General features: G+C 36.3%; 15 protein-coding genes and 1 pseudogene. 13 read left to right on the top strand and 3 right to left on the bottom strand.

Translation table 11 applies throughout. From position 1 onward, the window contains the following. Positions 1-105 precede the first annotated feature (105 nt). Entirely contained in the window at positions 106-471 is a 366-nt protein-coding gene (locus AC1PU0_RS12140) for a DUF1033 family protein (RefSeq protein ID WP_069655137.1), read from the top strand. Positions 472-617: 146 nt separating this feature from the next. Here the strand turns inward: AC1PU0_RS12140 and AC1PU0_RS12135 are convergent, their stop codons facing one another. Then, on the bottom strand, positions 618-1,331 hold the full coding sequence (locus AC1PU0_RS12135; protein WP_206849416.1) for a DsbA family oxidoreductase: 714 nt from the start codon (positions 1,329-1,331) through the stop codon (positions 618-620). A gap of 184 nt (positions 1,332-1,515) precedes the next feature. Here AC1PU0_RS12135 and AC1PU0_RS12130 point away from each other — a divergent pair, with 184 nt between their 5' ends. Continuing rightward, a complete protein-coding gene (locus AC1PU0_RS12130; protein WP_206849414.1) occupies positions 1,516-3,597 on the top strand; it encodes a DNA topoisomerase III in 2,082 nt (693 codons plus the stop codon). A 48-nt stretch (positions 3,598-3,645) separates the two neighbouring features. On the opposite strand, the gene AC1PU0_RS12125 is transcribed toward AC1PU0_RS12130, so the two are convergent. Further along, a complete protein-coding gene (locus AC1PU0_RS12125) occupies positions 3,646-4,578 on the bottom strand; it encodes a DUF1266 domain-containing protein (protein WP_206849412.1) in 933 nt (310 codons plus the stop codon). A 582-nt stretch (positions 4,579-5,160) separates the two neighbouring features. On the opposite strand from AC1PU0_RS12125, the pseudogene AC1PU0_RS12120 reads away from it, so the two are divergent. From AC1PU0_RS12120 to cydC, 4 genes and pseudogenes are all read left to right on the top strand, one after another. Beyond that, positions 5,161-6,578, top strand: a pseudogene (locus AC1PU0_RS12120) (cytochrome ubiquinol oxidase subunit I). Next, entirely contained in the window at positions 6,575-7,600 is a 1,026-nt protein-coding gene (cydB, locus tag AC1PU0_RS12115) for a cytochrome d ubiquinol oxidase subunit II (protein WP_206837333.1), read from the top strand. Before AC1PU0_RS12120 ends, cydB begins: the two are co-directional and overlap by 4 nt. Continuing rightward, positions 7,597-9,327, top strand: a complete 1,731-nt coding sequence (cydD, locus tag AC1PU0_RS12110; protein ID WP_479998419.1) for a thiol reductant ABC exporter subunit CydD — start codon at positions 7,597-7,599, stop codon at positions 9,325-9,327. The genes cydB and cydD overlap by 4 nt, the downstream gene beginning before the upstream one ends. Next, complete coding sequence (gene cydC, locus AC1PU0_RS12105) at positions 9,327-11,087, top strand: thiol reductant ABC exporter subunit CydC (RefSeq protein ID WP_181429439.1); 1,761 nt, start codon at positions 9,327-9,329, stop codon at positions 11,085-11,087. The genes cydD and cydC overlap by 1 nt, the downstream gene beginning before the upstream one ends. 115 nt (positions 11,088-11,202) lie before the next feature. Here cydC and AC1PU0_RS12100 read toward each other — a convergent pair whose 3' ends face one another. Then, positions 11,203-12,183, bottom strand: a complete 981-nt coding sequence (locus AC1PU0_RS12100) for a polyprenyl synthetase family protein (protein ID WP_479998417.1) — start codon at positions 12,181-12,183, stop codon at positions 11,203-11,205. Between the two features lie 119 nt (positions 12,184-12,302). Between AC1PU0_RS12100 and AC1PU0_RS12095 the strand changes: the two genes are divergently transcribed. The 7 genes from AC1PU0_RS12095 (at position 12,303) to AC1PU0_RS12065 (ending at position 22,306) form a co-directional block, all read left to right on the top strand. Then, positions 12,303-13,208, top strand: a complete 906-nt coding sequence (locus AC1PU0_RS12095; protein ID WP_206849409.1) for a prenyltransferase — start codon at positions 12,303-12,305, stop codon at positions 13,206-13,208. 32 nt (positions 13,209-13,240) lie between these two features. Further along, positions 13,241-14,452 carry an NAD(P)/FAD-dependent oxidoreductase gene (locus AC1PU0_RS12090; RefSeq protein ID WP_479998416.1) on the top strand — a complete coding sequence of 404 codons (1,212 nt, stop codon included), beginning with the start codon at positions 13,241-13,243 and terminating at the stop codon, positions 14,450-14,452. Positions 14,453-14,795: 343 nt separating this feature from the next. After that, entirely contained in the window at positions 14,796-16,181 is a 1,386-nt protein-coding gene (nhaC, locus tag AC1PU0_RS12085; RefSeq protein WP_206849407.1) for a Na+/H+ antiporter NhaC, read from the top strand. 110 nt (positions 16,182-16,291) lie between these two features. Further along, positions 16,292-18,670: a DNA translocase FtsK gene (locus AC1PU0_RS12080; protein WP_206849406.1), complete on the top strand. Its 2,379-nt coding sequence runs from the start codon at positions 16,292-16,294 to the stop codon at positions 18,668-18,670. 259 nt (positions 18,671-18,929) lie between these two features. Further along, positions 18,930-19,631: a GntR family transcriptional regulator gene (locus tag AC1PU0_RS12075; protein WP_479998414.1), complete on the top strand. Its 702-nt coding sequence runs from the start codon at positions 18,930-18,932 to the stop codon at positions 19,629-19,631. Between the two features lie 696 nt (positions 19,632-20,327). Then, complete coding sequence (locus AC1PU0_RS12070; RefSeq protein WP_206849403.1) at positions 20,328-21,434, top strand: tyrosine-type recombinase/integrase; 1,107 nt, start codon at positions 20,328-20,330, stop codon at positions 21,432-21,434. Positions 21,435-21,637: 203 nt separating this feature from the next. Next, a complete protein-coding gene (locus AC1PU0_RS12065) occupies positions 21,638-22,306 on the top strand; it encodes a winged helix-turn-helix domain-containing protein (RefSeq protein ID WP_206837354.1) in 669 nt (222 codons plus the stop codon). Positions 22,307-22,322 lie beyond the last annotated feature (16 nt).

The following is a 22,322-nucleotide window of genomic DNA, read 5'->3' as shown; positions in this document are numbered from 1 at the left end:
AATCGCAAACGTTTAAACAAAAAGAATTTCACAAGCACTTAAGTTGAAAAGTTTTTGGGAAGTGACTAGAATAGCTCTTGTAGAAAGAATTGGAGTGATCGATCAATGTATCAAGTGGTTACCATGTACGGCGATAATGAACCTTGGTGGTTTTTTGAAGACTGGCAAGAAGATATTGAAGAAAATAAAACGTTTAATTGTTTAGAAGATGCCGAACGTTACTACATAAAAAAATGGCAAGAACTTTCTTCAACATATGAATACATAAATACAAAAGTGAATTATTTGGCAGCCTTTTGGAATGCTGGTGATGAACGCTGGTGCGAGGAATGTGACGAAGATTTGCAACAATACAAAGGAATAGCTTTGCTGAAAGACTTGCAGGCTGTAACATTTGAAAGTGGCGATGATTTTCATGAAAGGCATAATGACTGTGCTAAGCCGAAATGTTGTAAATCGAGTTTTGCTTAAATGAACCAATAAAAGGGTTAGAAGAGTGAGAGAACAGAATTGTTTCTTACTTTTCTAACTTTTTATATTCTATTAGAGCAAACAAACGAGTAATCAAAAATCTGATTCACAGTATGAGCTGAACAAAAATTAGTTTGAAGACATGATTAATCTGTACAAACCCACTTGCCATTTTCCATGTTGCAAGATCCATGCTCGGACTCATTATTTTCGATTACTTCAATAATAGGTGTTTCTTTATCTTTGATCGTCTCGATAGCTTGGCTGATTTGGTCCATTGGTTGTGCACCGCTAATCAGATATTTTCCGTTAACGATCAATGCAGGGTCGCCTGTAAGTTGATAAGTATTAGCTAAACGAAAATCGTCTTCAACTAAAGTTAGAGTAGTTGGATCAGTGAAGGCCTGTTGCCACTTTTTAAAATCAATCGAGCTAGCTTTTACGATGGACTCAATCACGTTTAGATCATCAATATTTTGGCTATTGACGAATAAGCCTGTCTGCAAAGCATCAAAAACAGACCAATAACCGGTCTGCATTCCTACGACACTAGCTGCCTTTGAAGCAAGCAAACTGTTCATAGAGGTTGGGAAAAGAAAATCAGCCTTGTTCATTCCTTCGATATTAAAGCGATGGAGATCATCATTTTGATTCGTATGAACCCAGTGGGATAAAATATCATTTTTTGCATTTTCTCTTGAGCCAAACATTTCCTCGTGACTTTTTGAATCTCTAGCTAAAGCAAAAGAGCGGAGTATAATTTTGACTTCAGGTATTTCTTTTTGAACTTGTCTCATTCTATAGGACATGGGAAAACAAAAACTGCAGATAACGTCGTGAAAAAATTCAATTGTAATCATAGCTTCTCCTTGATAATCATAATTTCAGCTTAAAATTAGTAAGTATATGCTCTTTTATAGGCATTTCAATGAAAAAGCGTAAATAAGAGGCGAAAAGAATAGGGAGAGTGTGGTAAAATCAACCTATTGACATTTTACAGATAAATTAAATTTACATAAGGAATACAGAAAGTGAGTGAACAAAATGGCGAATAAACAACTGATCATTGCTGAAAAACCGAGTGTTGCCAAAGATTTAAGTAAAGTACTTGGCGCCAATCAAAAAAATAAAAGCTACTACGAAGGCCCAAATGTCATTGTGACTTGGGCATTAGGACATCTGCTAGGATTAAAAATGCCGGAAGATATCAACAAAGAATGGCAGTCTTGGCAAATGGAGACTTTACCAATGGTACCCAAAAATCTAGGGATCAAACCATTACCCAAAACGGGTCATCAATTAAAAGCCATCAAACAATTAGCGAACAGAAAAGATGTCACAGAAGCAGTTATCGCAACGGATGCTGGACGTGAAGGAGAACTTGTTGCTCGTTGGATTTTAGAATATGTTCATTTTAATAAGCCAGTTAAGCGTTTATGGATCTCTTCTCAAACAGACAAAGCAATCAAAGATGGCTTCAAAAAATTAAGACCAGCTAAAGAATATGACAACTTATATTATTCAGCCTTAGCTCGTGCAAAAGCGGACTGGTTAGTGGGATTGAATGTTACTAGAGCTTTGACTGTGAAGTATCAAGATAGCTTATCAGCAGGACGTGTACAAACACCAACCCTATCTTTGGTCCGTCAACAAGAAAAGAAAATAGAAAGCTTTAGACCGCAAACGTATTTTTCAGTGGAACTACACGTTCAAAAAGAAAAAGCTAAATTAGTTCAAAGTAATCCATATGCCTTAAAAGAACGCAATGATGTCGAATCCTTTGTAAAAAAATTAAGCGAAGGCAAAGGAAAAGTAACTGATATTCAAGAAAAAACAAAGACAGAACAAGCACCGTTACCTTATGATCTAACCGAAATTCAAAGAGAAGCAAACCAACGCTACCAATTTTCAGCGAAGAAAACGCTATCGCTTGTTCAAAGTCTCTATGAATTTCATAAAATTGTGACGTATCCAAGAACGGATAGTAAGTATTTAACAACGGATATGAAAGCTACTATGAAAGAACGCTTGCAAGCAGTCAGTGATTTTTCGCCAGAAGTTAAAACCTATATCAAAGACGGCGGTCAAGTGAAACTAACAAAAGTATTCCAAAATGAGAAGGTCACAGATCATCATGCCTTGATCCCAACAGAACAACGCCCACGCTATGAGAAGCTAAGTGGGGATGAACAAAAAATCTATAACATGATTGTGACTCGTTTCCTAGGGATGTTTGCAGAATCTCATCGCACGAAACAAACAAAAGTAATCGTGAATTTTGGCAAAGAACAATTTATCTTCCGTCAAAGTAAAGTTGAAGTTGCTGGCTGGAAACAAGAAAAAGAAGAAGTCGTTCCGTCTGTGGATTGGAAATTAGGCATGATCATACCGCCGAATTTCACTATAAACAAAGAACTCACTACGCCACCTAAACCTTTAACTGAAGGAACCTTACTCGGTTTGATGGAAAAACACAGCTTAGGAACGCCTGCCACACGAGCAGAAATCATTGAAAAACTAATCAAATCAGAATTGATGGAACGGAATACGAATGGGTTAAATGTTTCTCCGAAAGGGAAGCAATTACTAGAATTAGTCAATCCGTCATTGGTAACGCCAGAACTAACTGAAAAATGGGAAAAAACACTTGAAGCTATCGCCAAAGGCAAACAAAGTAGCACTGTTTTTCTAAAAGAAATCGAACAAGACACGAAAAAATTAGTCAACGAAATCAAACAAAGCGAAAGCAAATACCAAGACTTTTCGATCACGCAAAAAAAATGCCCAGAATGCGGCTCAAATTTACGTGAGAAAAATACCAAAGATGGAAAAATCTATGTTTGCTCCAACCAAGATTGTAGCTATCGCCGTAGAAAAGATCCAAAAGTATCTAATCATCGTTGTTCACAATGCCATCGAAAAATGGAAATCATCGATGGTAAAAACGGTTCATACTTCAAATGTAAGTACTGCTCAATCACTGAAAAAATGCAAGATAAAAAAGAACGTAGTAAAAAACTTACAAAACATGAAGAACGTAAGTTAATGAAAAAATACTCACAAAAAGAAGAACCAGAAGAAAGTGCATTAGCACAAGCGCTGAAAGCAGCGATGAAAAACGATTGATCACAAAAAATCCAACCATTAGCTATTCTTTTGGTTGGATTTTTTACGTTACAGTTCACTAAGCGGGTATTTTTTCCAAATATTTTGCTGGAATTCATTTACGTCATCCTCGGGATAAAAAGAAAAGAGCCATGAAAAATGCTCGATATACCATTCTTGATAAGGATCACCAGACCAAATATATCGGCCAACTAAAAAAGATACTGCAAGTTGTTCCCAAGAAGAAAAGTCTTGTACGACCAATTCGTTAAATGCAAGGATGTAGCGCCACGTTTCGTTTTCATCAAGATAGCCTAAATTATAACAATCTTTTGCCATGCTTGCGCCACGGATATAATCCCAACCACTAAGATTCGTAAAGTTGTAGATGATGTTGGGGTTGATGTAATCAATCTGTTTGCTGTGAATAGAATATGTAATTTGATTGACATTTTTGATCAATTCAGAGATTTCTTCTGTTAACTCAGCTGGATTACGTAGCTGAGCTATGAGGGCATTTTTTTGAGTGATGATAGTCTTGTCATTTCTATGACCAGAATGAAGCAACCAATCAAGTTGTTTTTTTGCAGAAGTCATATCAACAATTCCCCAAGACTCGTTTATATTCTCTTTTCCCTTTAGAGTATCTTCGGGTTTTTGCAGAAAAAACTTATTCAAGCATTCAACAGTCCGATAGGGATGAAGTGAAAATAACGCGCCCAGAGCCAGATATTTTCTTTTCTCTTCCGGTGCAATATGGTTAAATAGAAAATCTTCTTGTTGATTTTCTAAGGTTGAAGCAGAGCCAGATAAATTCCGTATAAAAATAAAAAGGCCAATGAGAAGTGATAGACCACCGCCTATCAAAACGTAACCTGCGTAACCAGTATTCCAATCAACATAGGTATCTTTTGTGAACCCCATAAAAAGGAAAACTAGCCCCAATAAAAGAAAGACTCCTGATTTACTTAGCGCACGTGAAAGACGAATATACAACAACATAATAGTACCTCCTTTTTTTAAAAATTATAACAAAAAGTTATATATTTGTACATATTAGCTTTACTTTACCGTCACTTCAGTGATATAAATAGAGTAAGCAGTTTCAGAGTGTAGAGTTTTTAAAAGTTAGACAACCATTTACGGTATGTTGAATCAATTACAAGTAATTGATCATATGAAAAAATTATTGTAGGCAAAATCTTACTATTAAGGAATATATTTATGAAATATCGACTAAAGTAAAAGTTGTTTCTAAATTAAGGAAGAAAAACTTTATTCAGACTGTTTTTTTTATATTCTATCATCTGAGCCTACTTTTCTTATTTTTCCCCAAGAACAAAGGAATATTTTGATGAAAATAGGACAGAAACATTTGTATTTTGTAAATAAAAGAGTATACTTTAGATTGGAATCATTCTAAAATTAATAAAAAGAGTTTCCGCGCACATATTGTATTTAGGTTTATTTTATTCTGGGTTTTGATTCATTTTGGCAGCACCAACCAACTGCGCAAATGAATAATTATGTTGAATGAAATTAGCTTATTCTTTTTGTGGAGACAGTAAAAAAGGGGGATTATTGATGTTTGATATTGTAACATTAGCAAGATTCCAATTTGCAATGACAACAGTCTTTCATTACTTCTTCGTACCGTTTTCAATAGGATTAGCACTAGTAGTTGCAGTCATGGAAACGATGTATGTCGTGAAAAAAGATGAACGTTATCGCAAAATGGCGAAGTTTTGGGGCAACATTTTTCTATTAAGTTTTGCAGTCGGAGTTGTAACAGGAATTATTCAAGAATTCCAGTTTGGAATGAACTGGTCAGATTATTCACGCTTTGTTGGAGATATTTTTGGTGCTCCACTGGCAATCGAGGCGTTACTTGCATTCTTTTTAGAATCAACATTTTTAGGTTTATGGATCTTTACTTGGGATAAAGTAAGTCCTAAACTACATTTAACATTTATTTGGTTGGTGGTATTTGGTTCAATGATGTCTGCTTTCTGGATTTTAGCTGCAAACAGCTTTATGCAACATCCAGTGGGCTACACATTAAATAATGGTCGTGCTGAGTTGATCGACTTTGGAGCCGTAATTGGCAATCCAAAAGTGTGGTATGAGTTTACCCACGTTCTGTCTGGTGCAATTGTAATGGGCGGCATGATCGTTGCAGGTCTTGCAGCGTTCCAAATTTTGAAAAAACGTGATCTTAATTTCCACAAAACGTCTATGCGCATTGGGTTATGGATTGCTTTATTTGGTTCACTATCTGTTTTATTTACAGGGGACTTACAAATGAAAGCTTTGATCAATGATCAACCAATGAAATTTGCGGCAATGGAAGGCGATTATGAAGATTCTGGAGATCCGGAGCTTGGACATTGATCGCATGGGCAGACGAAGCGCAGCATAAACAAGTATTTGGAATCCAAATTCCTTATATGCTAAGTATTCTTTCTTATAATAGTTTATCTGGTTCCGTTGATGGAATGGACACTGTGAATGAACGTTTGAAAGAACAGTATGGTGATGATAAAAATTATTATCCACCAGTCAACACATTATTCTGGAGCTTTAGAGTCATGGCTGGCTTTGGTGCATTGATGCTTTTAGTTTCAGCTTTAGGATTATTCTTTAGTCGCAAGAAAAAACCTTCACTTTATGAAAAACGTTGGATGGTTTGGATATTAGCATTGTGTACATTTGCTCCATTCTTGGCAAATACAACAGGTTGGTTGATCACTGAACTTGGTCGTTATCCTTGGACTGTTTATGGTCTATTTACGATTGAAGATAGTGTGTCACCAAACGTATCAGTGGCTTCATTGTTAACATCGAATATTATTTACTTTATTCTTTTTGCAGGTCTAGGCTCAGTGATGGTTTACTTAATCACTGTGGAACTAAAAAAAGGCCCAGATTATGAAGAAAAGAAATTAGCAGAGGCGAACTCTACTGATGTAGATCCATTTGATAAGGAGGTCTTTGGCGAATGAGTACGTTGCAATTACTTTGGTTTGTCCTAATTGGTATTTTATTCTCAGGCTTCTTCTTTCTAGAAGGGTTTGACTTTGGCGTGGGGATGTCGGTTCAAACTTTGGCTCATGATGAAGAAGAGAAAGAACAAATCATCCAAACAATTGGACCGGTTTGGGATGGTAATGAAGTATGGTTATTAACAGCAGGTGGGGCGATGTTTGCTTCTTTCCCATACTGGTATGCTTCATTGTTTAGTGGTTTTTACTTGATTTTGTTTATTATTTTAGTTGGTCTGATCATTCGTGGAGTGTCGTTTGAATTCCGTCACCGTATGCCAGATGGTAAACGTCGTAGAATGTGGAACTGGACATTATCGATTGGTAGTTTTATCGTACCATTTTTCTTTGGGGTTTTATTCATTGATCTAGTTCAAGGGATGCCTCTTGATGTGAACGGAAATATGATGGCGTCATTTACAGATTATATCAATGTGTTTTCTGTTGTTGGTGGTGTTGCATTGTCCTTACTTTGCTACTTGCATGGTTTAAACTATATTACGCTTAAAACAGAAGGACCAGTTAGAGAACGTGCTCGCAATTATGCGTCATTCTTCTATTGGGTTTTATATGTTGGCTTAGTTGTGTTTGCAGCTTTGTTGTACTTTAAAACAGATTTCTTTGATAATCACTTTTTAGTGACAATGTTACTTGTTGTAGCAATTGTAGCATTGACAGTTGTTGCTAACGTTAGTGTCTTTAAGAAAAAAGAAATGTTGGCGTTTCTTGCTAGTGGTTTAACACTGATTCTTCTAGTGGCGTTATTATTTAGTGGTTTATTCCCACGAGTGATGATCGGTAGTGAAGGGTATTATGACATCTTGATCCAAGATGCTTCAAGTTCCCCTTACACATTGAAGACAATGACGTGGTTATCATTAACGATTCTACCATTTGTATTAGCGTATACAGGTTGGTCTTATTATGTCTTTAGAAAACGTATCAAACATCCAGCGATTGCTGCTGTGGGGTATGAAGGATGATTGATAAAGCCATCTTAAAAATGCCGAAAATCAAAAATATCATGATCTTGCTTGCAGGTTTTTCTTTCCTGCAAGCAGTATTTATTATAGGACAAGCATTTTATTTATCTAAAGCCGTTGTTGGGTTATGGGAAGGTGGTCAGCTACACGACCAGCTGTTGAATATTTTGGTGTTCTTTTTGTTTTACACTGGTAGACATGTCGTGACGTATCTTCGTGAGAAAATGTTAGACACCTTTAGTTATGAGCGGTCACGTGAATTAAGGGAAGCTTTGTTACAAAAGGTTTTCCGCTTAGGACCAACGGTGGTTCAAAAAAATGGTACGGGAAATATGATTACAATGGCGCTTGAAGGAATTAGTCAAGCGGAAAATTATCTTCATTTGATCTTGATGAAAATCATGAATATGATGATTATTCCGTGGATCATTTTGATTTTTGTTTTTATGTTGGATGTTCGTTCAGGGGTTGTTTTACTGGTTGTGTTTCCTATGATCATTATTTTTATGATCATTTTAGGCTATGCAGCGCAAAGTAAAGCGGATAAACAATACAAAGCTTTTCAAATTTTGTCTAATCACTTTATTGATTCGTTACGAGGATTGGATACGTTGAAGTTGTTTGGCTTGAGTAAAAAATACGCAGGTAGCATTTACAATACGAGTGAGCGGTTTAGAGAAGCAACGATGAGTACACTAAAAATTGCGATTTTATCAACGTTTGCTTTGGATTTTTTCACAACGTTATCTGTGGCTGTTGTGGCAGTGTTTTTAGGATTGAGCTTGTTAGAAGGGGGGATTTTACTATTCCCAGCATTAACGACCTTGATTTTAGCACCAGAATTCTTCTTACCTGTTCGAGATTTTGCCAGTGATTATCACGCGACATTAGACGGGAAAAATTCATTCCAGGCAATTCAAGCTGTATTGGATTTACCAGAAATGACTGAAACGGATCGCCTTACTTTAGGGGATTGGACTGCATTAAGTGAAGTATCTGTTAAACAATTGACATTCCAATATGAAGAAGCAATTCAGCCTGCTCTAAAAGGACTGGACTTTGCAGCAAGAGGGTATCAAAAAATTGGGATCATTGGTGCTAGCGGTTCAGGGAAATCGACGCTGATCAATGTATTGAGTGGATTTTTAGAACCTGATACACAAATGACTGAAATTGAAGTTGATGGGCAATCCATTCCTCATTTTTTACAAAAAGAATGGCAGAAGCAAGTCGTGTATATTCCGCAGTCTCCTTATATTTTCCAAGATACATTGGCAAACAATGTTCGTTTTTACGCACCTGAAGCGACAGATGAACAAGTTTCAGCTGCAGTTCAATTAGTAGGATTAGAAACGCTTGTAGAAGAGCTTACGGATGGTTTAAGCACGGTGATCGGTGAAAGCGGCAGAATGTTAAGTGGTGGTCAAGCGCAGCGTGTAGCGCTTGCTAGAGCCTTTTTAGACAAAACACGTCGAATTTTATTATTTGATGAACCGACTGCTCATTTGGATATTGAAACGGAAGTGGAATTAAAAGAAAGAATGTTGCCATTAATGGAAGATCATCTTGTATTTTTTGCTACACACAGATTACATTGGATGGCCGAAATGGACTATATTTTAGTGATGGATAAAGGGCGACTGGTTGAGGCCGGAACTTTATCAGAATTGACCGATAAAAATGGTTATTATGTGAAATTAGTCAATCAAATGAGGGGGACAGAATAATGGAAAATACCCCAACAAATAAAGAATTATACCAAAAAGATAAATGGATCAAACCGTTTTTAAAAAAATACAAAGGATTATTATACTTAGCATTGGTTTTAGGTTTTTTGACTTTCTTCAGTGCAGGAGCGTTGATGTTTAACTCTGGTTATTTAATTAGTCGAGCGGCGTCACTTCCAGAGAATATTTTGATGATTTATATTCCTATTGTACTAACACGTGCGTTTGGGATTAGTCGACCAGTTTTTCGTTATATTGAACGTTTAGTTAGTCATAATTGGGTGTTGAAAATGACGTCTGATTTACGTTTGAAGCTTTATCTAGTATTAGAAAAAGATGCAATTTTCTTTAAATCAAAATACCAAACGGGTGATATTTTAGGGTTATTATCAGAAGATATCAATCATTTGCAGAATTTGTATTTACGTACGGTGTTCCCAACTGTGATTGCTTGGTTGTTATATATCTTTATCATTATTGGCCTAGGATTATTTTCTTGGTGGTTTGGGTTGTGTATGTTGCTAATGTTAGGTGTAGTGATTTTTCTATTGCCATTGATTTCAGTTTTAGTGAATGGTGCCAGACAAGAAAAACAAAAAGTGTCAAAAAATGAATTGTATAAAACGTTAACGGATAATATCTTAGGTGTTTCAGATTGGGTATTCAGTCAGCGTGGACAGGAATTTGTTCATTCTTATGAAAAAGAAGAAGCAAAATTACGACAGTTAGATGAACAAATCAAACGCTTCAATCGTTTTCGAGATTTTGTATTACAAGTGGCTTTTGGTGTAATCACTATTGCGATTTTAGCATGGGCGAGCGTTCGTTTTCCTGGAAATCACGGTGGTGCTGCAAATTGGATTGCGGCTTTTACACTGACCGTTTTTCCGTTGATTGACGCTTTTGCACCGCTACCCGACGCAGCGCAAGAAACGAATATTTACAAGGATTCAATCAAACGTTTAAATGATTTGCCGGAATTAGAAGAAAACCAAGTTGTAACAAAAGAAATCTCAATCACAGATGCGGAAATTAAAATTAGCGATGTTTCTTTTTCGTATGCTGGAACAACTAAACAAGTGTTAGAAAACATAGAGTTAACGATTCATACAAAAGAAAAATTAGCGATTTTAGGTCGTAGTGGTTCAGGGAAAAGTACTCTAGCAACATTGATTCGTGGAGATTTACAACCTGATAAAGGATCGATTACATTGGGTGGACTACCGACTTATGAATTTGGGGATCAAATTACGAAATCAATCGGTGTGATTCATCAAGCACCGTATCTTTTTAGAACAACGATTTTAAATAATGTCCGAATCGGCCGAGAAGAAGCCTCTGAAGAAGAGGTTTGGCAAGTATTGGATAAAGTTGGTTTGAAAGAAATGATCGAAGGTCTTCCAGAGGGACTATTAACGATGGTAGATGAAGCTGGTTTACGTTTTTCCGGTGGTGAACGTCATCGATTAGCGCTAGCTCGTATTTTACTTCAGGATACACCAGTGGTATTGTTGGATGAACCAACGACAGGACTGGATCCAATCACAGAACAACATTTATTAGATACATTCTTTGAGGCATTAGAAGACAAAACCATTATTTGGATCACTCATCATTTACAAGGGGTTCACAAAATGGATCGAGTGATATTTATTGAAGATGGACAACTAGAGATGAGTGGTTCTCCAGAGGAGTTATTAGCGACAAATCAGCATTACCAACAGCTTTATGCCATTGATCGTGGAACAAATCACCGTTAATGAAACTAAAAAAGATGAGGCTGGGATATAACTCTATGAGTCACATCTCAGCCTCAATAACTTTAACGAACTATTTCTGTTTTAACTTCATTCGTTTAAAAAGTGAAGTTGAGTATCAAAAAGAGCGTTGCAGTAATAATTCTGTCAACAAAGTTAATTGTTCTTTCCCTAGACAATTTGGTAATTTTTCGATGTCAGTCAAGGCTTTTTCAGTGACACGTCGCGCAAATACTTTGGCATCATTGACGCCATCTAGCTCATGAACCAGTTGAGCTGTTTCAATTGCTTGTTCGGCTGTGATAGCAGCCCCTTTCTCTAAGTAAACGGCAAAGCGTTCGGGCGCTTTTTGCATTGCATAAATCAAAGGCAATGTATAGACACCTTGTGCCAGATCCTCTAAAATTGGTTTTTTCAAGGTTTTTACATCTGCTGTATAGTCTAAGATATCATCATAGATCTGAAAAGCAATTCCAATATGCCGACCAATTCGTTTGGCTAAGCGTTGTACCTCTGGACAAGCGTAACCAAAATGAGCGCCTTCCAGACAGCTTAGAGAAAATAATTCAGCTGTTTTTCCATTGACACTTCGTAAGTAATCGGAAATACTCATGTCTGTTTTGTAGCGTGTGTGCATTTGATCTAATTCACCAAGTAGAAGTCGTTTCATTGCAGAAGCGTTTGTATGTAGAAAATCAGAGCCATTCATCGTTTCGGCTAGTAATTCAAAGAATTCAGTAAACAATAAATCTCCTGTGTAAACAGCAATATCTTTACCATAGCGGGATTGAATCGTCACAGCTCCTCTACGCAGTGGAGAGTCATCTATGATATCGTCATGTATCAATGTCGCCATGTGTAGAATTTCGATAGAAGCGGCGATTTTAATCAGTTGTGTGCGGTCTTGTTTTTGCTCATCGCCGATTTGGGTAAACAAAAAAAAGAAAGCTGGGCGTAGTAATTTACCGCCTGAACTGGTTAACTCGATCAGAGCGGCTTCGATATCTTTGTTTCGTATTTTAACTTGATGTTTGATCAGTTCACAAGTTTCATTTAATTGTTGTTGGATAATAGGAAATTCTTTCCAAAAATCATTCATAACACAATAGTCCTTTCAGTAATTCAATACTATTGATTGTATACGATGTTAGTGATGAAATACAAGTAAATTATTCTGTGAGCATAAAACTAAATATTGTAAGGAGAGAGGAGTATACTTTGAATAGAGAAGTATTTTTTGAATTAGTTGAACTAAAAGCAAAGACAGCCAGTATTTTGCCCTTTCTTTTGGGAATTTGTTTTAGTTGGTATCATTATGGACATTTACATTTAGGGTATGTTCTTATTTATTTTATTGCGATGTTTATTTTCAATATGGCTGTTGATATTTTAGATAACTATAATGATTACCATCATGCTAAAGACGGGCATGATTACAAACAGAAGACGAATATCATTGGGCGAGAAAATTTATCTTTGCCGATGATTCGTCGTTGGATCATTTGGATGGTGGCCATTTCTGCATTGATGGGGATTGGTCTGTCTATGATTGTCGGTTGGCCATTGTTATGGTTAGGACTGTATTGCTACTTGATTGGCATCTTTTATTCTTCTGGACCTAAACCATTATCAAGCTTACCTTTGGGTGAATTCTTTTCGGGATTTACGATGGGGTTTATGATCATGTTGATTTGTGTCTATATCAATACATTTGATTCATTTCAGTGGACATGGGGCAATCTTGGCAGTATCTTCTTAGTGTCGCTACCCAATACTTGTTTGATTGCCAATTTAATGTTGGCGAATAATATTTGTGATTTAGAAGAAGACGAAATGAACCATCGTTTTACCTTAGTTCATTATCTAGGGAAAAAAACGTCGATTGGTTTATTTGTGGGGTTGATCGTGATCGCCTTTGCTTCGATCGTGTTAAGCGTTGTATTAGGGTTAACACCGATTACGATGTTGCTCACGCTTTTGGTCGTGCCATTTATTTGGAAACAAACAAAGGTATTTTTACACGAACAAGTCAAAACAAAAACTTTTATCTGCGCTGTGAAAATTTTAGCAGTCGGAGCATTAGCACAAGTTGTATTTTTTGCCATAGGATTATGGCTTAAATAATAAAATAAAAAGGTTAAGAGGGGATTTTAAAAATGAGTAAGCACGTCGTTATTTTAGGCGCTGGCTATGCCGGTTTAAGAGCGCTACATGAATTACAAAAAGGAGACCACGAATTAAAAATCACATTGGTCGATCAAAATGATTACCACTTCGAAGCAACGGATATCCATGAAGTTGCAGCAGGAATCCAAACGTCAGAAAGAATTACCTATCCAATTAAAGATGTTGTAAAATCTGCTTGCACGACATTTGTACAAGGAACTGTAGAAAAAATTGATAGTGAAAACCAACTCGTTCATTTGAAAGATCAAGCAGCGATTTCTTATGATTATTTGATCGTAGCATTAGGCTATGAATCAGAGTCATTTGGGATTCCTGGTGTTGAAGAATTTTCATTAAAAATGGTCGATATTCCAACATCAGAAAAAGTCTATCAACATCTAACGGAACAAATGGAAGCATACAAAGAAACGAAAGACGAAAATTGTCTGAAAATCGTTGTCTGTGGAGCTGGTTTTACAGGAATCGAATTATTAGGGTCATTACATGAAGGAAAGAAAAAACTAGCTACTATTGCTGGCGTTGAACCTGAAAAAATTCAATTATATTGCGTTGAAGCAGTGACACGTTTATTGCCAATGTTTAGTGAAAAACTTGGAGGTTACGGGATTGATCATTTGAAAAAATGGGGTGTCAATTTCTTAGTTGGAAAACCAATCAAAGAAATCAAACAAGATACTGTTGTTTATTTAGATAATCAAGAAACAAATGAATTGAATGAACTAAACGCTAAAACAATTATTTGGACGACGGGAGTAAGTGGTAGCCATGTAGTGGGTGATTCTGGTTTTGCAGCAAAACGCGGACGAGTGATGGTTCAATCAGATCTAACGGATGCAAATCATAGTAATGTCTATATCATTGGGGACTGTTCTGCTGTGATGGATAAAGAATCGAACCGTCCGTATCCAACAACTGCGCAAATTTCACTTAAAATGGGTGAGCATGCAGGTAAGAATATCAAAGCACAACTAAAAGGTGAACCAACGAAAGAATTTACCTTTAAATCACTTGGTTCTGTTGCCTCAATCGGTAATAGCCATGCCTTCGGTGAAGTTGGAAAAATGGAAGTTAAAGGCTATCCAGCATCAGTGATCAAAAAAGTAATCATGGATCGTTCATTATTCGAAACAGGCGGCATCAAAGAAATGTTAGCGAAGGGTCGTTTTGATTTTTACCGTTAACAGTTGGAATAACAAGAAGCGCTAGGAAAGATTATAGTAGAGCGTTGTTTTGAAATAACAGAAAGTCAACGGTAGATGGAAGTTGACCAAAGCAAATACTTGAAGTACAAATCTGGAGCGAAATAATAGATTCGGGTAAGATCCGTTAGCGTCTTTTGAGTGGAAATTATTTTTTAATTTCAATTTGGGTGGTACCGCGTGTAGGTTGCGGCTGAGACAAAAGCGCTTGTTTCCAAAGGAAGTTGCTTTTTCTCGCTATTATACGTCCCTGACAGTCTATTTGTGATTGTCAGGGATTTTTTGTATGCAATAATTAAATTTTTAAAAAGAATGAGGATCGTAAATGAAGAAAGAATTAAGTGTAAAAGAAGCATTAGTTGTATTTTTGGCCCTTTTATTGATTATCAGTATTTGTGTGATTGGTGTCGGGATGAGTCCAATTTTTCCCGTATTGTGTGCATTGGGTTTATTGATTGGTTGGAGTAAATGGCGAGGAGCATCATGGGATAAAATCCATGAAGGAATCATAGAAGGTGTAAAAACAGGCATTGTACCAATGATTATTTTTATTCTGATTGGCGCTTTGATTGCGATTTGGATCGCCAGTGGTGTTATTCCAACGATGATGTATGCAGGTTTTTCAGTTATCAGCACAACAATCTTTTTGCCTTCGGCCTTTGTCAGTTGCGCAGTGGTTGGAATTTCGATTGGAAGTGCTTTTACAACCGTTTCAACGATTGGCTTAGCGTTGATGGGGATGGGGATTTCGATGGGATTCAACTCTGCTATTTTAGCAGGAGCGATCATTTCAGGAGCTGTTTTTGGGGATAAAATGTCTCCTCTATCAGATACGACGAATTTAGCATCAGCAGTTGCTGGAGCAGATTTATTTAAACATATTAAAAATATGATGTGGACAACGGTCCCAGCTTTTATTATGTCATTTATCCTTTATGCAATTATTGGATTTCAAACAGAAATTGGCCAAACAGAAATTAAAACAACGCAATTTTTAGATGTCTTACAGGATAATTTTGCAATCAGTTGGTGGGCGCTTCTACCGATTTTGTTACTTGTTCTTTGCTCAATCAAACGTGTTCCAGCAATTGCTTCATTACTAATCACGATTTTACTTTCCAGTGTGATGTATATGGTTCAGACAAAAAATGTTGATTTAAAACAATTGAGTTCGATTTTAGAAAATGGGTTTGTATCAAAAACAGGGATGGAACAAATCGATGCCTTATTAACTCGTGGCGGTATCCAAAGTATGATGTGGTCTGTTTCATTGATTTTATTGACTTTATCCTTAGGTGGTTTGCTGATGAAAATGGATGTGATTACTGTTTTGATGGCGCCGCTGGCGGATAAATTAAAGTCAACAGGGAGTTTAGTTGCGGCAACAGTTTTCAGCGGTGCTTTGGCGAACGTGATGATTGGCGAACAATATTTATCGATCATTTTACCGGGACGGGCGTTTAAAGAAAGATATGATAAAGCTGGACTTGAACCAGAAGTGCTATCTAGAGCCTTGGAAGATTCAGGAACGGTTCTAAACTCATTGATTCCTTGGGGAGTAAGCGGGGTATTCATGGCAAGTACACTACAAGTTTCTACATTAAGTTATGCACCATTTAGTTTCTTTATAGTATTCTGTCCTATTTTATCGATCCTTTCTGGGCTAACTGGTATTGGGATACCTAAAAAAAGGATCACCACACGAAAGTAAGTAGAAAAATAGAAACTAAAACATTAAAATTTTAAGAGAAACAATGGGGGTACTTTTGTTCGGCTCGTTTTTTAGGTATAATGGATACTGATTGAGAAGAGGGATGTTAGATGGCACAAAAAAGGAAAAGTGCAAAAAAGAAAAAAACAAAAAAACAGCAACAACAGCAAGAGCATCTTAATTTCATTTTTCTCGGTATCTTTTTTATCTTCTTCGGATTATTTGGACTTTTAAAATTAGGATTTCTTGGCACTTTGATTGCCAATGGTTTACGTGTGGTTATAGGAAATACATTTCCAGTGGCAGCTATATTACTGATGCTTTACGGGCTTTCTCTAGTTATTTTTGGGAAAGAGTTTCCTATCAAAAAAAGTCGACCGATGATCGGTGGTGTATTTGTTTACTTGGGTGTGGTGCTATTTTTGCATGCGTATATGTTTCGTAATGTAGGAACGCAAACGCCAGATATTATAGGAACAACATGGGAATTTCTTAGAATGGATTTAAAGGCCAGTACTGTGGCTCAAAATGTCGGTGGTGGTATGATCGGTGCTGCAATGTATAGCGTGACGTTCTTTTTAGTTGCACAATTTGGTAGCTATCTAATTGCTGCTTTATTGATTGCATTAGGCCTATTTTTAATGAGTATGCTTGATTTTCAGCAAGTAATGAACGGATTGCAAAGCATTCGGGAAATGCTTAGTGGCCTAACGGCTAGAAGTGCAGAGCGTCAAGCTGAAAAAGAAGCCAAACGAGCTGAAAAACGTGCGGCGAAACAGGCTGAAGTGGAGAAACGTGCTCAAGAACGTCTAAAAAATGAGGTAAGAGAATTAACTCCAGGTGAAAAATTAGCCCAAAAAGCAAGGGAGCAAGAAGAAAAAGAAGCACAGGAACCAGAGCAACTGACACTTGTGCCAATCGACAGTTTCCAAAGCCAAGCTGAAACACAGCCTGTCCAACAAAAAACTATTGTCGAATCTGAAATGGATGAAGGCGGCGAATTAAACTTTGAAATTTCTGAAGAAGCGGAAGATCGTGATTATGAACTCCCACCTTCAACACTATTAGATTCGATTCCATCTGCGGATCAAAGTGGAGAGTACCAAAAAATCGAAAAAAATATTGGGGTGTTAGAACAAACATTCAAAAGTTTTGGTGTTGATGCTAAAGTAGTCAAAGCAAGTCTTGGACCTGCTGTTACAAAATTTGAAATTCAACCAGCAGTTGGGGTGAAGGTGAGCAAAGTCGTTAGTCTAACAGATGATATTGCTTTAGCGCTTGCTGCAAAAGATGTACGGATGGAAGCACCAATTCCTGGGAAATCTCTGATTGGAATCGAAGTACCAAATAGCACTGTAAGTACAGTTTCATTTAGAGATATCATTGAAGCACAACCAAGTCATCCAGATAAATTGTTGGAAGTACCACTTGGACGAGATATTTCTGGGATGGTTCAATCAGCTGATTTAGCTAAAATGCCTCATTTACTGATTGCAGGCTCAACCGGTAGTGGGAAGTCTGTTGCAATCAATGGGATTATCTCCAGTATCTTAATGAGAGCCAAGCCACACGAAGTGAAATTAATGATGATCGATCCAAAAATGGTTGAGCTGAATGTCTATAATGGGATTCCACATCTGTTGACACCAGTCGTAACAAATCCACGAAAAGCTGCACAAGCATTGCAAAAAGTCGTGCAGGAAATGGAATTCCGTTATGAAAAATTTGCCGCTACTGGGGTTCGAAATATTTCTGGTTACAATGAGTTAGTCATTCAAAAAAATTTAGAAGACGGTGAAAATCGTCCGATCTTGCCATTTATTGTAGTCATCGTTGATGAGTTAGCAGATTTGATGATGGTTGCTAGCAATGAAGTAGAAGATGCTATCATTCGTTTAGCGCAAATGGCTCGTGCTGCTGGAATTCATATGATTTTGGCAACACAACGTCCAAGTGTGGACGTTATCACAGGAATCATCAAAGCGAATGTTCCTTCTAGAATGGCATTTGCTGTTTCAAGTGGAACGGATTCACGGACTATCATTGATAGTAATGGAGCAGAAAAGCTTCTGGGTCGAGGAGACATGTTGTTCTTGCCAATGGGTGAAAATAAACCGATCCGTGTGCAAGGCGCGTTTATTTCCGATCATGAGGTTGAACGAATCGTGGCCTTTGTCACAGAACAACAGGAAGCAGACTATCAAGAAAGTATGATGCCAACAGAAGAAGAGAACACTGGTGGTAGTAGCGAAGCATCACAAGATGAACTGTATGAAGAAGCGAAAGCTTTAGTCGTAGAAATGCAGACAGCAAGTATATCCTTACTGCAAAGACGCTTTAGAATCGGGTATAATCGTGCAGCACGTTTAGTGGATGAATTAGAAGATCATGGTGTAATTGGACCGTCTGAAGGGAGTAAACCAAGAAAAGTTTTTCTTGAACCAGTACCAGAAGATATGCCGATAGATCATGATTCAGAGCCAAAATAAGTATGAATAAAAAATGGAGCGAGCTGAAAAGCTGGCTCCATTTTTTTGATCGACTAATGATGTATCTTTTGTGTAGACTACTTTTTAAATTCGTTTTCCATAAATGGAATCTTTGGTATAATGTATGAAATACTATCGTTTGGATAGATGAAAAGTTGAATTAAATGGCAAATACGATTAGAATGAGGATAATCTAACGGAATAACGAATAAACTAAAATAAAACGATAGACTAAATAAAGAGTATAAGGATGGATCACATGAGAAGAAAAAGCGTATTGTATTTAGACGTAGCAGATCAAATTAAATCAGATATCATGAATGGTACCTATCCCGTAGGGTCATTATTACCAACAGAGGCTGAACTTGAGCAGCTGTTTGATGTAAGTAAAATCACAGTTCGTCGTGCAATCGAGTTATTATCGTCAGAAGAATTAGTGGAGAAAAAAAGCGGTAAGGGAACTACTGTGTTGAGTAATCGTCCTTACAATAAATTGTCTAAAGCGGGAACCTTTACAGAATATTTAAATGAGTCTGGACAAAAAGTAGCTAAGAAAATTTTGAATTTGGAAAAAGTAACGTTAGCACCTGATTCTCCAGTGTATCAATCTCTAGGTGAGCATGCAGTAAAAGTTTCGCGTTTATATACACTAGATGAGAAACCGTACATCTACTTTAACTATTTTTTACCGAGTAGTTTAGCAGATGTACCTTTAGAAGATTTTGAAAAGGAATCATTGTATCGACTAATGGATCAACACGGCATCGAGATCATCAAGTTCGAAGATAGCTTCCAAACCATTGAATTAACAAAACAACAACAAGAAATTCTAGCTACATCTGAAAAGAATGGATTAAAACGTATTAGAAAATCTATTGGGCTATCAGAGGAAATCGTTGAGTTTTCAGAAGCCATTTATAATACCGCTCTTTATCCGTATGTGATTGAATATGAAGCCTAATAACAAGTGTTAACGGAGCTTAAATCTGCTGAGCAAAATACAGGGATCAACGAGTAAATACCATTAAAATAAGAGCTTTTTATCAATGTTTTTGATAAAAAGCTCTTATTTAGTTATCGTGTATTGAATAATCATCCGATAGTTAGTAAGAAATCTCTTTTTTCTAGACGGAATAGAATACATCCAAAACGATAAACCGATTATCCTAATTGCTCATGATTAGAATAACCGGTTTTTGAATCTTTTTTATCTTAGAGTATTTAAAACATTACTCTATGTTATAGTTGTAAATGGCATAATTCTCTCTTAATAATAACTTGAATAAATGAAAAATTATTCTTTTTGTTACAAATATATAGATTTCTTGTTTTATGATTTATATCATTTTTGTTATTTTATTTTTGACTGAATGAAATAATTCGGATAGGTTAGTTCGTTAAAAATAACTTTATGTAATCAAATGATTACGTTTCATATTTTTACTTAAAACATGAAATCTCTTAACTAGAAACAGTATATCCCTTTGAAATCAGTAAATCAAGAGTTTTTTTAAATGGAAATTCTCAATTTTTAGCATATTAATATAAAAAAATGAGAATTTCGTTTATCATGTTGTTAAATAACCTAGGTTAATCAAGGTTGTTTTTTAAAGCCGTCAATTGCGCCGTCAAAATTTACAGAAAAGGATTTGATTTTTTGGCTAAAGGAGAAAATATTTATAAACGAAAAGATGGTAGATGGGAAGGTCGATACCCAAAAGCAAGAAAGACTGATGGTTCAATTCATTATGGGTATGTTTATGCATATTCTTATCGTTCTGTGAAAGAACAACTATTTGAGAAAAAAGTTCAAACAAGTATGTTCTATTCCAAAAGCAAAAAAGAATTTCACGGAACATTTGGAGATTGGACTAAGATTTGGATGACCTCTATTATGGCGCCAAAGATAAAAGAAAGTACCTTTGCAAGTTACAAGAACAAAATGGATCTACATATTTTACCTTTATTAGAGCACCGATCACTGCAGAAAATTGGTTTAAACGATATTGATCAAGTAATCAATCAATTATCTAACAAGTTATCAGTAAGCTCGGTTCATGTCATCTTTCGTATAGTCAAAAGCTGCCTTGAAGCAGCAAAGGAACGTGGCTATATCTCCTCCAATCCATGTGAAGGAGTGATTCTACCAAAAGTTAAAAAAGAAAAAGTTCGTGCGCTCACGCGAGCAGAGCACAAGGCAATCGAACTGGAAAGTTTGAAAACGAAAAGAGGACTTCCTATATTAATAGCCTTAGAAACCGGAATGCGCATTGGTGAAATATGTGCATTAAAATGGGACGACATTGATTTCGATTCTTCTATTATTCATGTTAGTAGAACGAAACAAAGAATCTGTTTGCCTGATGACTCTGGAAATAAAACCCAAATTATTGAAACAGCACCAAAAACACCAAACTCCAATCGTTTTATTCCACTTTCCTTAAAATTAAAAAAAGCACTGCTGCAGTGGAAAGATGAATCTCAGTCATCATTCGTTATTACAAATAAGGGACACGCCATTGAACCGAGGACAGTTAGTTATCGATTTGATCAGATAAAAAGTCAACTTGGATTGACAGATATATCGTTCCACTCATTGAGGCATACATTTGCCACTAGATGTGTAGAACTCGGGGTAAATATTGCTGCCATTAGTTCTCTGTTAGGTCATTCATCTATAAAATTGACATTAGATACGTACACCAGTTCATTTTTAGAAGAAAACCGCATAGCTATTCAAAAATTAGATAAATTAACGTTTTAAATTGAGTAGGATAAAGCAAATCTATTTTTTATATAGAAGCTAACATTCCTTACTCGACAACAGTGTTGAACATAAACAGAGCTTTTTTTATTTTCCCCGCCGTCATTTCCGCCGTCAGATCATGTTTTTTTTCATATAGGACAAGAGATTTAGCTGTTTTTCATATTTTAAGTAAAAATATGAAACAAGGAGAGACCTATTTAATGTATACATTAGGAATAATCATGTTGGACTATTCTTTTGATTTAGAAATGAGCGAGAAACTTCATTCCTATGGGTTTGAATCAAAAGAAATCAAAAAAATGGACCAATTAAGTGAAGTTGATGGGATTTTAATAAATGTAAATCAAAAAATAAACAATCATACAATCAAAGGGTTAGAGTGGTTGACTAATTTGAAGAAAGAAAAGTGTGGCGTTCCAATATGGTTGTATACAGATACTCCTATGACACCGATTGAACGGAAGTTGTGTCTTCATTTAGGGGCTAACGGTATTCTTGTTAGGGATAGCGAAGAAGAAGAGAATGACTTTATTATAATGAAAAATATATTAGGGTGTCTCGTTCAGCCAGAAAACTCATCGTTGGTCATTCTAAATAAAGAAGCACACAGTTTGTCATTTAATGGTCAGGAAGAAATTAGTTTTACACGATTGGAGTTTCAGGTGTTTTCTTTTCTTTATGATCATGCGGGTGAAGTTGTTACATATCAACAGATTTCCGATTATTTATGTAATGGAGAGCGGGAAGTCCAACAGTACCGTATCTCGAATATCATTTTTCTGATTCGGAAAAAATTAGGAGAAGAAGGAAAGGATTTAATTCGAACAATCCGAACGAAAGGGTTCCAATTAAATAAAATGCTTGTATAAACGGAGTGTTTGTAAA

The organism is Enterococcus sp. XAF26B05_ASV22 (assembly GCF_056727285.1).
The sequence above is the reverse complement of the archived record's forward strand: the minus strand, read 5'-3'. Positions and strand labels throughout refer to the sequence as shown.